Source organism: Streptomyces sp. NPDC093598 (assembly GCF_044764825.1).
Lineage (GTDB): Bacteria > Actinomycetota > Actinomycetes > Streptomycetales > Streptomycetaceae > Streptomyces.
Genome location: NZ_JBIWIV010000002.1, coordinates 589,397 through 602,603 on the forward strand (window position 1 = coordinate 589,397; position 13,207 = coordinate 602,603).

The 13,207-nt window shown below is 73.1% G+C and carries 12 protein-coding genes; 5 read left to right on the forward strand and 7 right to left on the reverse strand.

The window, feature by feature from the left end; translation table 11 throughout:
• Positions 1-10: 10 nt before the first annotated feature.
• Positions 11-2,086, reverse strand: coding sequence for a transketolase (gene tkt, locus ACIRDU_RS08670; RefSeq protein WP_403576152.1), 2,076 nt, complete (start codon positions 2,084-2,086; stop codon positions 11-13).
• A gap of 158 nt (positions 2,087-2,244) precedes the next feature.
• Here tkt and ACIRDU_RS08675 point away from each other — a divergent pair, with 158 nt between their 5' ends.
• Complete coding sequence (locus ACIRDU_RS08675) at positions 2,245-3,132, forward strand: helix-turn-helix domain-containing protein (protein WP_403576154.1); 888 nt, start codon at positions 2,245-2,247, stop codon at positions 3,130-3,132.
• 60 nt (positions 3,133-3,192) lie between these two features.
• Here ACIRDU_RS08675 and ACIRDU_RS08680 read toward each other — a convergent pair whose 3' ends face one another.
• Positions 3,193-4,587, reverse strand: coding sequence for a glycoside hydrolase family 16 protein (locus ACIRDU_RS08680; RefSeq protein ID WP_403576156.1), 1,395 nt, complete (start codon positions 4,585-4,587; stop codon positions 3,193-3,195).
• Positions 4,588-4,724: 137 nt separating this feature from the next.
• Complete coding sequence (locus ACIRDU_RS08685; protein ID WP_403576158.1) at positions 4,725-4,982, reverse strand: hypothetical protein; 258 nt, start codon at positions 4,980-4,982, stop codon at positions 4,725-4,727.
• A gap of 158 nt (positions 4,983-5,140) precedes the next feature.
• Between ACIRDU_RS08685 and ACIRDU_RS08690 the strand changes: the two genes are divergently transcribed.
• From ACIRDU_RS08690 to ACIRDU_RS08705, 4 genes are all read left to right on the forward strand, one after another.
• Positions 5,141-5,644, forward strand: coding sequence for an SRPBCC family protein (locus ACIRDU_RS08690; RefSeq protein ID WP_403576160.1), 504 nt, complete (start codon positions 5,141-5,143; stop codon positions 5,642-5,644).
• Positions 5,637-7,256: a phytoene desaturase family protein gene (locus ACIRDU_RS08695; protein WP_403576162.1), complete on the forward strand. Its 1,620-nt coding sequence runs from the start codon at positions 5,637-5,639 to the stop codon at positions 7,254-7,256. Before ACIRDU_RS08690 ends, ACIRDU_RS08695 begins: the two co-directional genes overlap by 8 nt.
• Positions 7,257-7,301: 45 nt before the next feature.
• Positions 7,302-8,183, forward strand: coding sequence for an SDR family oxidoreductase (locus ACIRDU_RS08700; protein ID WP_403576164.1), 882 nt, complete (start codon positions 7,302-7,304; stop codon positions 8,181-8,183).
• Positions 8,184-8,256: 73 nt separating this feature from the next.
• Positions 8,257-9,108: an oxygenase MpaB family protein gene (locus tag ACIRDU_RS08705; RefSeq protein ID WP_403576166.1), complete on the forward strand. Its 852-nt coding sequence runs from the start codon at positions 8,257-8,259 to the stop codon at positions 9,106-9,108.
• Between the two features lie 39 nt (positions 9,109-9,147).
• Here the strand turns inward: ACIRDU_RS08705 and ACIRDU_RS08710 are convergent, their stop codons facing one another.
• From ACIRDU_RS08710 to ACIRDU_RS08725, 4 genes are all read right to left on the reverse strand, one after another.
• On the reverse strand, positions 9,148-9,891 hold the full coding sequence (locus ACIRDU_RS08710; protein WP_403576168.1) for an IclR family transcriptional regulator: 744 nt from the start codon (positions 9,889-9,891) through the stop codon (positions 9,148-9,150).
• Entirely contained in the window at positions 9,888-11,258 is a 1,371-nt protein-coding gene (locus ACIRDU_RS08715) for an alpha/beta hydrolase family protein (protein WP_403576170.1), read from the reverse strand. The genes ACIRDU_RS08710 and ACIRDU_RS08715 overlap by 4 nt, the downstream gene beginning before the upstream one ends.
• A complete protein-coding gene (locus tag ACIRDU_RS08720; RefSeq protein WP_403576172.1) occupies positions 11,255-12,601 on the reverse strand; it encodes an MFS transporter in 1,347 nt (448 codons plus the stop codon). The genes ACIRDU_RS08715 and ACIRDU_RS08720 overlap by 4 nt, the downstream gene beginning before the upstream one ends.
• Before the next feature lie 80 nt (positions 12,602-12,681).
• Positions 12,682-13,107, reverse strand: a complete 426-nt coding sequence (locus ACIRDU_RS08725; RefSeq protein WP_403577325.1) for a MarR family winged helix-turn-helix transcriptional regulator — start codon at positions 13,105-13,107, stop codon at positions 12,682-12,684.
• Between the last annotated feature and the right edge of the window lie 100 nt (positions 13,108-13,207).

Below are 13,207 nucleotides of genomic sequence, written 5' to 3' on the forward strand. Positions count from 1 at the left end.
GGCGGTCGGATCAGCCACGAGCCGCAGACAGGGATTCGCGCGCGGCGGCGACGACGTTCTCGGGGGTGAAGCCGTACTCGGCGAACAGGGTCGTGGCATCGGCGGAGGCACCGAAGTGCTCCAGGGAGACGATGCGTCCCGCGTCCCCGACGAACCGGTACCAGGTCAGGCCGATACCGGCCTCGACGGCGACCCGGGCCTTCACGGACGGCGGAAGCACGCTGTCGCGGTACGAGCGCGGCTGCTCCTCGAACCACTCCACGGACGGCATCGACACGACGCGGGTGGGCACGCCGGCGGCCTGGAGCTGCTCGCGCGCCCCGGCGGCGACGTGCACCTCGGATCCGGTGGCGATCAGGATCACCTGCGGCTCGCCGCCCTCCGCCTCGAAGCGCACGTAACCGCCGCGAACCGCCTCCGGGTTCGGCTCGTACGTGGGCACGCCCTGGCGGGTGAGCGCGAGGCCGTGCGGGGCCGGGGCGGTGGAGTGCCGCTTCAGGATCTCGGCCCAGACGATCGCGGTCTCGTTGGCGTCGGCGGGGCGCACGACGTTCAGGCCGGGGACGGCCCGCAGGGAGGCGAGGTGCTCGACCGGCTGGTGGGTCGGGCCGTCCTCGCCCAGGCCGATGGAGTCGTGCGTCCATACGTACGTCACCGGCAGCTGCATCAGGGCCGACATCCGCACCGCGTTGCGCATGTAGTCGGAGAACACCAGGAAGGTACCGCCGTAGATGCGCGTGTTGCCGTGCAGGGCGATGCCGTTCATCTCCGCGGCCATGGAGAACTCGCGGATGCCGAAGTGGACGGTGCGCCCGTACGGGTCGGCCTCCGGCAGCGGGTTGCCCTCCGGGAGGAAGGAGCTGGTCTTGTCGATGGTGGTGTTGTTGGAGCCGGCCAGGTCGGCCGAACCGCCCCACAGCTCCGGGACGACCGGGCCGAGCGCCTGGAGGACCTTGCCGGAGGCGGCACGGGTGGCGACCGCCTTGCCCGGCTCGAACACCGGCAGGGCGTCCTCCCAGCCCTCGGGAAGCTCGCCCTTGCTGACGCGGTCGAACGTGGCGGCCCGCTCCGGGTTCTCGCTCCGCCATGCGGCGATCCGCTTGTCCCAGGCGGTGTGCGCCTCGGCGCCCCGGTCCAGGGCCCGGCGGGTGTGGGCCAGTACCTCGTCGGCGACCTCGAAGGACCGCTCGGGGTCGAAGCCGAGGAGTCGCTTGGTGGCGGCGACCTCGTCCTCGCCGAGCGCCGAGCCGTGCGAGGCCTCGGTGTTCCGGGCGTTCGGGGCGGGCCAGGCGATGATGGTGCGCATCGCGATGATCGAGGGCCGCTCGGTCTCGGCCTGAGCCGCCCGCAGCGCCGCGTGCAGCGCGTGCACGTCGATGTCGCCGTCCTCGGCGGGCGTGATCCGCTGCACGTGCCAGCCGTAGGCCTCGTAGCGCTTCAGCACGTCCTCGGAGAACGCGGTGGCGGTGTCGCCCTCGATGGAGATGTGGTTGTCGTCGTAGAGGAAGACCAGGTTGCCGAGCTTCTGGTGGCCGGCGAGCGAGGAGGCCTCGGCGGAGACGCCCTCCTGGAGGTCGCCGTCGGAGACGATCGCCCAGATCGTGTGGTCGAAGGGGGAGTCGCCCTCGGGGGCGTCCGGGTCGAACAGACCGCGCTCGTAGCGGGCGGCCATCGCCATGCCGACGGCGTTCGCGACGCCCTGGCCGAGCGGGCCGGTGGTGGTCTCCACGCCGGCGGTGTGCCCGTACTCGGGGTGGCCGGGCGTCTTGGAGCCGTGCGTGCGGAACGCCTTCAGGTCGTCCAGCTCCAGCTCGTAGCCCGCGAGGTAGAGCTGCGTGTACAGGGTCAGCGAGGTGTGGCCGGGGGACAGGACGAAGCGGTCACGGCCGGTCCACTCGGGATCGGCGGGATCGTGCCGCATCACCTTCTGAAAGATCGTGTAGGCGGCCGGTGCCAGGCTCATCGCGGTACCGGGATGGCCGTTGCCGACCCGCTGGACGGCGTCCGCGGCCAGAAGGCGGGCGGTGTCGACGGCACGCCGGTCGAGTTCGGTCCATTCGAAGCTGTCCGCTGTCTGCGTGCTCATCTTCAAGAAGTCCTCGATGGAAGCGAAGTTGCTGGTCTGACGTCTTCAAAATTAAAAGTCTGACTTTTTCGAGGGAAGGTTGTCGTGTGCCAGCCTGTGGTGAAAGTGGGACACCCCACCGGCAGCAGGTCACGCGAGCGGGGCGGTACGAGGCGGACATGGCGGACAGAAGCATCCAAGGCGGCGACGGGATCGATACGTTCCCCTTCCCGGTCGAGCTCAGCGTCGGCGGCGTCGGCATGCAGGTCGGCCCGATGGGCACCGGCCGTACCTGGCACGCCGACGCGCCGCTGGAGCGCGTGCACCGCATCGACTTCCACATCGTCCTGCTGTTCGGCGCGGGCCCGGTCCGGCACATGGTCGACTTCACCGAGTACGAGGCCACGGCCGGGGACCTGCTGTGGATCCGCCCGGGGCAGGTCCACCGCTTCTCGCGCACCAGCGAGTACCGCGGAACCGTACTGACCATGCAACCCGGCTTCCTGCCCCGCTCGACCGTGGAGGCCACCGGCCTCTACCGCTACGACCTGCCGCCGCTGCTGCGCCCCGACGCCGCCCAACTCGCCGGTCTCCAGGCCGCGCTCGCGCACCTGCGGCGCGAGTACGAGGACACGGCGACACTCCCGCTGAGCCTGCACACCGCCGTCCTGCGCCACTCGCTGACGGCGTTCCTGCTGCGGCTCGCCCACCTCGCGGCGAGTTCGGCTCAGGCCCTGCGGCAGCGGGCCGACTCCACCTTCACCCTCTTCCGGGACGCCGTGGAGCGGGACTTCGCCACCAACCACAGCGTCAGCGCCTACGCCGACGCGCTCGGCTACTCCCGCCGCACCCTGGTCCGGGCGGTGCGCTCGGCCACCGGCGAGACCCCCAAGGCCTTCATCGACAAGCGCGTGGTCCTGGAGGCCAAACGGCTCCTCGCCCACACCGACCTGCCGATCGGCCGGGTCGGTGTGGCGGTCGGCTTCCCGGACGCCGCGAACTTCTCCAAGTTCTTCCACCAGCACACGGACCAGACCCCGGCGGCGTTCCGGGCGGAACTGCGCTGACGGCGGCTCAGCGCAACGAAAAGGGGCTCCACGCGCGCGTGGAGCCCCTGTCGGGGACGGTCAGTGCCCGAAGGTGAACCAGTTGACGTTCACGAAGTCGGCCGGCTGACCGCTGGTGAAGGTCAGATACACGTCGTGTGTCCCCGTCACGTCGCCGATGTTCGCCGGGACGGTCCGCCACGACTGCCAGCCGCCGGTGTTGCCCACCGCGAAACTTCCGATGGGCGCGCTGCTCCGGCTGTCCAGCCGCACCTCGACGAGCCCGCTGACGCCGCCCGCCGCGCCGCTCGCGACCCGGGCGCTGAACTGCCGGGCCGCCGAGGAGCCGAAGTCGACGCCCTTGAAGTGCAGCCAGTCGCCGTTGGCGAGCGCGCCGACGTTCCGGCCGCCGCCGGAGTCGGACGTCGTCTCGGTGATCACGCCGGACTGGCCGTCGTAGGACTCGGCCTGGATGGTCCCGTAGGCGTCGCGGCCGCCGGTCGGGGGAGGCGTGGTGCCGCCGCCGGACGACAGCACCTGTACGTAGTCGACGACCATCGCGTGGCCCGGCTGCGTCCCGGCGTCCGGGCCGCCGCCGAACGCGTCGGGGAAACCGCCGCCCATCGCGACGTTCAGGATGATGAAGAAGCCGTGGTCGGTGGCGTTCTTCCAGGTCGTCGCGTCGACCTGGTGGGCGCGCACCGTGTGGAAGTTGACGCCGTCCAGGTAGAAGCGGATCTCCTCGACACTCGTCGAGCGGTCCCACTCCATCCGGTACGTGTGGAAGCCGGCCTGGCAGGAGGTGCCCTGGCAGGTGGTCGAACCGCCGATGCCGCTGGTCTCGTTGCAGGGGCCGCCCGGTGAGGTGCCGCAGTGCATCGTGGCGAACACCGTGTTCATGCCCTGGGTGTTCTCCATGATGTCCAGCTCGCCGACCGCGGGCCAGTTCCAGTAGTTGCCGCGGTAGGGGCCGCCCAGCATCCAGAACGCCGGCCAGTAGCCCTTGGCGGCGGCACCGGTGACGTTCGGGACCTGGATGCGCGACTCGACGCGCAGCTTGCCGCCGGCCGGGGGCTGGAAGTCGGTGCGGTTGGTCTCGATCCGGCCGGAGGTCCAGTTGCCGGCGGCGTCCCGCCGGGGCGTGATGCGCAGGTTGCCGTTGCCGTCGAGCGAGACGTTGTCCGTGCTGCTCGTCATCGTCTCGATCTCGCCGGTGCCCCAGCCCGCGGGACCGCCCGGGTAGCCCTTGCCGGTCGCGTACTGCCAGTGGGAGGTGTTGACGCCGGAGCCGGCGGCGCCGTTGAAGTCGTCCACGAACACCTGCGTCCAGCCCGACGGGGGTGGTGGGGCCGAGGCGTTGGCCGTCGGGGTGGCGACCGCGGCGGCGGCCGCCGCCAGGCCGAGCGTGCTGACGACGGCGACGAACGCCCGCCGGAAGGGGCGGGGTCTGCGGAGGGTGCTTGAGGTTTCGCTCATGCGGGGGCCTCTCGGAAGGGGTGAGAGCGCTCTCAAAGTGCCGCCAATGTGCTCCACCGCACCCGTGCCGTCAAGGGATGAAGCCAAGAAAGTTGAGCGGCTGTGGCCGGCTGCAGAGCCTGAACGAGCGGACCGGGTCAGCCGGAGGCCTCTTCACCGCCTGGCTGCTCCGGTTCGGCGGACCACCGCTTCACGTACCAGGCCACCGCGTCGTCCATGGCCAGAATGAGAACGACGCCGACCCCCATCGTCCACTCGGGAAGCCCCGCGAAGTGGACGATGGAGACGATGACCATCACCACGGTGGCCATCAGCAGCCACCGCAGCCCGTGCTGCCACCAGCGGTGCCCCGCCAGCCACCGTGCCCACCGCCGCGCCCTGCCCGACTGCGCCATCCCCGGCCTCCCCCCGTCAGCACCTCGCAAGGGTTCGACTTCCGGCGGGCCGGGACGGTTGTCCCGGCCCGTCCTCCGACGCGCCGCGCTGTTGAACCAGGGCTTCCGGGGCACTCGGGGTGCACGCAGACCACCGGTCGAGGCAGCAGGAGGCATCCGTGGCCGTTCGCCATCACCTGATCCGAGTCGGACCGGGCGCCGTGTGGGACGTCCTCGCCGACGGTCACCGCTACGCCGAGTGGGTGGTGGGAACTTCCGAGTCCCACCCGGTCCGCGGACAGTGGCCGCGCACGGGCTCGGCCATCCGCTACGAGGTCCGGCTCGGCCCGGTGCGGCTCGACAACGAGACGGTCGTCCGCTCCTGCGAGGAAGGCACCCGGCTGGAACTGGAGGCCAAGGCCGGCGCCCTGGGCACGGCACGCATCGCGATCGAGCTGCGGCCCTGGGGCGAGCACTGCCTGGTGATCGTGGACGAACATCCCTTGCGGGGCGCGGGCGGCCGGCTGCACAACGTCGGCTTCGAAGCGCTGATCCAGCTGCGCCACCGCGCCATGCTCGCCCGGCTGGCCAGACTGTGCGAGGCCGAGGCAGGGCAGAGTACCCGCCGCGCCCTGGGCCAGGTGACCATGGGATCCGAGGCGGACGGAGCGGGCCATGCCTGACGCCGTGGTCATCGGCGCGGGCCCCAACGGGCTGGTCGCCGCCAACGTCCTCGCGGACGCCGGGTGGAGCGTCGAGGTACTGGAGGAGCAGCCCGAACCGGGCGGCGCCGTACGCCATGACAGGGGCGTCGACGCCGCCTTCGTCAACGACCTGTTCAGCTCCTTCTACCCCCTCGCGGCCGCCTCGCCCGTCCTGGCCGCGCTGCACCCCGAGGAGTACGGACTGCGCTGGAGCCACGCGCCCAGCGTGCTGGCCCACCCCCTCACCGACGGCAGCTGCGCCGTCCTGGACCGCGATGTCGACACCACCGCCGCGTCCCTGGACACCTTCGAGCCGGGCGACGGAGCCGCGTGGCAGCGGCTGCACGAGGTGTGGCAGAGCCTGGGCCCCGATCTCCTGAGCGCCCTGTTCACCCCGTTCCCGCCCGTCCGCGCGACCGCACGGCTGGCGCTGCGGCTGCGGGCGGCGGGCGGACTGCGCATGGCCCGTTCCCTGGTGCTGCCGGTGCGGCGCCTGGGGGAGGAGGAGTTCCGCGGCCCGGGCGGGCGCCTGCTGCTGGCCGGCAACGCCCTGCACGCCGACCTCGCCCCCGAGGCGGCCGGCAGCGGCGGCTTCGGCTGGCTGATGGCCATGCTGGGCCAGACCTACGGCTTCCCGGTCCCGGCCGGCGGCTCCGGCGCGCTGACCTCGGCTCTGGTCCGGCGTCTGGAGACCCTGGGCGGACGGGTGCGCTGCGGACAGCGCGTCGAGCAGGTCGTCGTCCGCGGCGGGCGGGCCGTCGGAGTGCGGACGGCGACCGGTGACGCGGTGCCGGCCCGCCGGGCGGTGCTGGCGGACGTGTCGGTGCCCGCCCTGTACGGCGAACTGGTCGATCCCGCGCACCTGCCCGCGCAGATCCTCGACGACCTGCGGCGCTTCCAGTGGGACTTCGCCACCTTCAAGGTCGACTGGGCGCTCGACGGCCCGGTGCCCTGGCAGGCCGAGCAGGCGTCCCGGGCCGGTACCGTGCACCTCGCCGACGGCATGGACGAGCTGACCCGCTTCGCCGCCCAGATCGCCATGCGGCAGGTCCCGGACCGCCCGTTCCTGATCTTCGGCCAGATGACCACCTCCGACGCCTCCCGCTCGCCGCAGGGCACCGAATCGGCGTGGGCCTACACCCACATCCCCCACGAGATCCGCGCCGACGCGGGCGACGAGGGAATCACCGGCGAATGGTCCACCAAGGACCAGGAGCTCATGGCCGACCGCGTCGAACGCCAGGTGGAGCGCTTCGCGCCCGGATTCCGCTCCCTGATCCGCGGCCGCCGCATCCTCGCACCCCCGACCCTGGAGGCACTCGACGGCAATCTCGCGGGCGGGGCCATCAACGGCGGCACCACCGCGATCCACCAGCAGCTCGTCTTCCGCCCCATGCCGGGCACCGGCCGACCGGAAACCCCGGTGCCGGGCCTGTACCTCGCCTCCTCCGGAGCCCATCCCGGCGGCGGGGTGCACGGAGCGCCGGGATCCAACGCCGCGCGGGCCGCCCTGCGCCGCAACCGGCCCCCCGGTCTGGCCCGCGCCCAGCGGCTCCTCGCCCACCGCGATCGCACCGGAGCCAGACGCTGACCCGGCCCCCGGGGGCGGGTCAGGCACCGTAAGGAAGGGCAGCCCATGAGCAGCAGCCCGCTCGCCGAGCGCACCATCGTCATCACCGGAGCCGCCCGCGGTGTGGGCGCGGCACTGGCCCGCGAAGCGGCACGGCGGGAAGCCCGGGTGGCGCTCGTCGGCCACGAGAAGACCGCGATGGACGCGGTGGCCGCCTCCCTGCCGGGTCCGGCCCTCGCCTTGGAGGCCGACGTCACCGACCTCTCCGCGCTGGAAGCCGCGGCGGACACCGTGCGGGCCCGCCTCGGCCGTCCGTCGGCGGTGGTGGCGAACGCGGGCATCGCCGAGGGCGGCGCGTTGCTCGCCTCGGACCCGGCCGCCTGGCGCCGCGTGATCGACGTCAACCTCACCGGCAGCGCCCAGACCGCCCGGGCGTTCCTGCCGGACCTGCTCGACACGGCGGGCTACTTCCTCCAAGTCGCCTCCCTGGCCTCGCTCGGCGCCGCCCCCCTGATGAGCGCCTACTGCGCCTCCAAGGCGGGGGTCGAGGCCTTCGCGCACTCCCTGCGGGCGGAGGTGGCGCACCGCGGGGTCGGGGTGGGCATCGCCTACCTCAACTGGACGGACACGGACATGATCCGCGACGCCGACCGGTACGCCGTCCTGCGGGAGCTGCGCCGGCACATGCCCCCGCCGGCCCGCCGCGTGTACCCGGTGGAAACGGTCGCCGCCCGCCTGGTCAGGGGCATGGAGCGCCGCCGTACGGCCGTGTACGCACCGGCGTGGCTGCGGCTGGCCCAGCCGATACGCCCGGTCATGCCCCCTGTGGTCCTGCGGGTCGCGCGCCGCGAACTGCCCCGCCTGGAAGCCTCGGGCCCGGTCCGCTACACCGGGCCGCTCGGCGCCGGCGGCCTGGCCGACCGCGCGGCGGCCGGCCCGAGGACCTGACACGTGCGGACCGGCAGGCCCGGACGGCCACGGTCATGCCGGACACTGGTCAGCAGGAGAAGGGAGGCCGACCGTGCTGACCGGAGTCCGTGAACAGCTGGGCCAGGCCCTGTTCCGCCGCGTCGCAGGCCCCGGCGGGCCCGCGACCCGTGCCCGTATCCACCACACCCCCGGCCCGCGCTGGTTCGGGCCGGACCGGCCGATCCGCACGGTCCACGGTGACGCCTCGATGTTCATCGGCGGGCTGACCGCCCTCCTCCTGCAATCGCTGCATCCGCTCGCGATGGCGGCGGTCGCCGGACACTCCGGCTTCCGCGGCGACCCGTGGGGCCGGCTGCAGCGCACCAGCACCTTCCTGGCCGTGACGACGTACGGCACCGCAGCGGACGCCCAGCAGGCGGTCGACCATGTCCGCGGCATCCACCGACGGATCCGCGGCACGACGGCCGAGGGCGTGCCGTATCACGCGGCCGATCCCCATCTGCTCGGCTGGGTGCACGCCGCCGAGACGGACAGCTTCCTGCGCGCCCACGAACGCTACGGGGCCCTCCGGCTGGACGCCGCCGGCTACGACGCCTACGTCGCCGACACCGCGCGCGTGGCCGAGGCGCTGGGCGTGGACGACCCGCCGCGGGACCGCCGCGAACTGGCCGAGCGCCTGACCGCCTACCGGCCCGAGCTGCGGGCCACGCCCGAGGCCCGGGCAGCCGCCCGCTTCCTGCTGTTCCAGCCGCCCCTGCCCCTGGCCGTCCGGCCCTTCTACGGCGGGCTGGCCGCGAACGCCGTCACCCTGCTCCCGCCCTGGGCGCGCGGGATGCTGTGGCTGCCCAGGGTGCCGGTCGTCGAGGACCTCGCCGTACGCCCCACCGGCCGCGCCCTGACCCGGACCATCCGCTGGGCGATGACCCCGACCCGGGAGGCCTGAACCCGCGAACATGGGGGGCGCGTCGCATCCCGGCATCGCTCAGGGCTGCCACCCCAGCGCCCGCGAGATGCCACGCGCCGCCATCCGCACCGCCGGGCCCAGGACCGGGACCTGGGCGTCCGCGTGAGGTACCACGATCGACACGGCGGCGGTCACCGTGCCGTCCGCGCCGCGTACCGGCGCGGCCACCGACAGGGCGTCCTCGGTGACCTGACGGTCGCTCACCGCGACCCCCGACCTGCGTACCTCGGCCAGCGCCCGCCGCAGCCGCTCCGGTTCGGTGATCGTGTACGGGGTGAAGGACGCCAGTTCGCCCGCGCAGTACTCCTTCTGGAACACCGGGTCGCCGTGGGCCAGCAGGGCGAGTCCGACCCCGGTGGCGTGCAGCGGCCAGCGGGCGCCGACGCGGATGTGCACACCGACCGCCGACCGTCCCGACAGCCACTCGATGTAGACGACGTCCCGGCCGTCCCGCACGGCCAGCTGCACGTTCTCGTGCGTCGCCTCGTACAGGTCCTCCAGGTACGGCAGCGCGATCTGCCGCAGGGCGAGGCCGCGCGGGGCCAGTGCGGCGAGCTCCCACAGCCGCAGCCCGACGTGGTAGACGCCGGACTCGTCCCGTTCCAGGGCGCCCCACTCGGTGAGCGCGCCCACCAGGCGGTGCGCGGTGGTCAGGCTCAGCCCGGCCCGCCGGCTGATGTCCGTCAGGCACAGCGCCGGATGCTCGTGGTCGAAGGCCGCGAGTACGGACAGCAGCCGGTCGGGCGCGGTGGGGGCGGTCATGGCCGGGTGACTCCCGGGTGGGCGGGGTCGTAGGGGCGGGGGTAGGCGGCCGGGCGGTACGGAAGGTAGCGGGGCTCCGCCGTCGGCTCCGCCGCCTTCGCGCGGGAGTTGAGGGCGCCGGGCGAGGCGTCCCAGCGGCCGGTGTCCAGGCGCATCTCCACAGTGTGCAGGGCGGCCAGTGTCTCGCCCGTGGTGAAGGTGCAGTGGCCCGGGGCGTCGACGTACGCCTGGCGGAGGAGCCCGGCGGAGCCCGCCGCGGTCGCGGCCCGCCGGTAGGCGCTCTCCGACTGCACCGGGATCAGGGCGTCACCGGTGGTGTGGATGTTCAGCTGGGGGTCGGTGAGCCGGCCCGAGAGCACGCTGGTGTCGCGCATCCACCGCACCGCCGACGGGTCGGCGGAGATCCGGGGTGCCCGGCCCAGGGCCGAGAGGTCGGTGCGCAAGGACAGTCCCGCCTCCTTGTAGAGCTCCGTCACCTCTTTGTACAGCGGGGACCGTACGAGCATCGAGCGGTAGTCGACGCCCGTGTTCCAGGACGGGTTGCCGCCGGCCCGGCTCTCGGCCTCCTGCCGCCAGCCGAACGCGGGCAGTTGGAGCAGGCCCCGGACGGCCGTGTACTGGTTGGACTGCGCGGTCTTCCAGTCGCCGGGGCCCGGCTCGGCCTGCGAGGGGTCGTTGTGGCCGGGGATGTTGTGCAGGGCGGCGGCCAGGGCGATCCGGGCCCGGCCCCCGGGAGTCTGCTGGGCGGCGTCGACCTTCGAGGTGAGTGTCTTCGCGGCGGCGACCGCCTCCGCCCGGTCCGCGAACCCCGCGAGCCGGACACCGGAGTCCGGGGCGAGCAGGGTGCGCAGCGCGAACACCGGGTCCAGGGTGCTGTTCCAGTTGGCGACACCGCCCTGCACCAGCCCGCACATCGACAGCGATCCGTCGAACCGGTCGGGGTGCCGCTCGGCGAGCATGCTGGTGACGAAGCCGCCGTACGAGGTGCCCCAGGCCAGCGTCCGCCGGGCCGCCCCGAACTTCTCCGTGAACAGGTCCAGCGTGGCGAGCTGGTCGGGCACCGCCTCGGTGACCGCCCAGCCGTTCGTCGCGTACGAGGAGCCGATCAGGGCGTAGCCCTCGGCCAGCAGTTTGTCGCGGGCGGCCGGACCGGGCGTGTTCTGGGCCGGGTTGGGGGCCCCGGCCGGGGTGTAGCCGTGGCTGTAGAGCAGGACCGTGCCGTTCCAGGGCGCCGGTACGTCCATCACGTACGCGGCGCCGGAGGAGAGCCGGCCCTCCAGGTGGGTGCCGGTGTCGGCGGCCTGCGCGGGCAGGGCCGTCGCCGCCACGGACAGGCAGGCGGTCACTAGGGCGAGGCGGATCCTCAACGCGAAGTTCCTTCCAGGGCGGGGGCGGCGGTGGGGGAGTCCAGGGCGTCCGTGTGGGTCTCGCGCAGCCGCCACACGGTGACCGCGGTGATCGCCGCGCCCGCGCACAGCAGCAGGGACACCGGGGTGCTGCCGCCGCCGAAGGAGGCCAGGAGACTGCCCGCGATCAGCGGGGAGAACCCGGCGCCGATCAGGGTCGCCCCCTGATAGCCGAGGGAGGCGCCGGTGTAGCGGACGCGGGTGCCGAACATCTCGGTGAGCAGGGCGCCGAGCGGCCCGTACATCGTGGACTGGGCGACGCCGTGGCCGAGCGCCAGGGCGAGGATCAGCAGTCCGGGGGAGCCGGAGTCGACCAGGGCCAGCACCGGGAAGGCGAGCGCCGCCGAGGCGACGGCACCGGCGAGGACGACGGGCCGGCGCCCGACCCGGTCCGACAGCGCGGACGCGGCGGGCAGGACGATGAGGGCCACGCAGGAGGCGACGGTGACCGCGGTCAGCACCTGCGGGCGGGTGTATCCCTCGTCGACGGCGTAGGAGATCATGAAACTGGTCAGCAGCGACTGGGCGGTGAAGGCGCCGATGCCGACGCCGGCGGCCAGCAGCACGGGCTTCGGGCGGCGCAGCACCTCCACGATCGGCGGCTTGTCCACCGGCTCGCGCTTGACCCGCGTGAACAGGGGGCTCTCGGCGACCTTCAGCCGCACGAACAGGCCGACGCCGAGCAGCACGATGCTCAGCAGGAACGGCACCCGCCAGCCCCAGGAGCGGAACTGCTCGTCCGGCAGCGCGGCGACGAGGGTGACCACACCGGCCGACAGCACGGAACCGAGCGGCGCCCCGAGCTGGGTGAAGCTGGACCACAGGCCACGCCGGGACCCCTGCGCGTGCTCGGCGTGCTCGACGACCATCAGCATCGCGCCGCCCCATTCGCCGCCGATCGCGATGCCCTGCACCACGCGCAGGGCGACCAGCAGCACCGGGGCCCAGACGCCGATCGCGTCGTACGTCGGCAGCAGGCCGATGAGGAAGCTGCCCGACCCCATCAGGACCATGGTCAGCAGCATCATCGACTTGCGGCCGAGCCGGTCGCCGAAGTGTCCGAAGAGGATGCCGCCGAACGGCCGGGCGAGATAGCCCGCGGCGAAGGTGCCGAACGCCGCGACGGTGCCGACCGCCGGGTCGGCCCGTGGGAAGAACAGTTCGCCGAAGACGAGCGCGGCGACGGTGCCGTAGACGAGGAAGTCGTAGAACTCGACGGTGGTGCCGAGCAGGCCGGACACGGCGACGCGGCGCAACTGCCGTGGATCGGGGGAGGGTTGGGCGACTGACGAGGATGGCTGCACGGTGGGCTCCCTGGGGACGGGGCGCGGTTGGTCCGTGAAGTTATGCATCCATCGTGCAGCCGTCAATCATTTGCACAACATCAGTTCAGGCCGTCCTCCGCGATCCGCAACAGCAGCGCGTGCAGGGTCTCCCGCTCGGCGGGTTCCAGCGGGCCCAGAAGTTCGCCGGTCACCCGCAGGCCGGCCTCGTCGGTGTCGCGGAGGAAGTCGCGGCCGCTCCCGGTCAGGACGACGATCCGGCTGCGGCGGTCGTCGGGGGAGGGGCGGCGCTCGGCGAAGCCCAGCTTCTCCAGGTCGTCCACCAGGCCGACGATCGCGCTCGGGTCGTAGCCGAGCCGCGCGCTCAGTTCGCGCTGGAGGGCGCCGTCGGTGGTGGCGAGGAAGCGCAGCACCGCGTAGTGGCGCAGCCGCAGGCCCGACTCCTGGAGGCAGGCGTTGAAGAGCTGCCCCGAGCGCAGGCCCAGGCGGTACAGCAGATAGCCCGTGTCGGCGTGCAGTCCGCGCATCCACGGTTCGTGGGCGTCGATGGGCTTCGCGGAGACGTTCTGGCGTGAGATGGCGGGCTCCCTGTGCTCGGTGCTGCTTCCTGGTGATTCCAGCATCTCG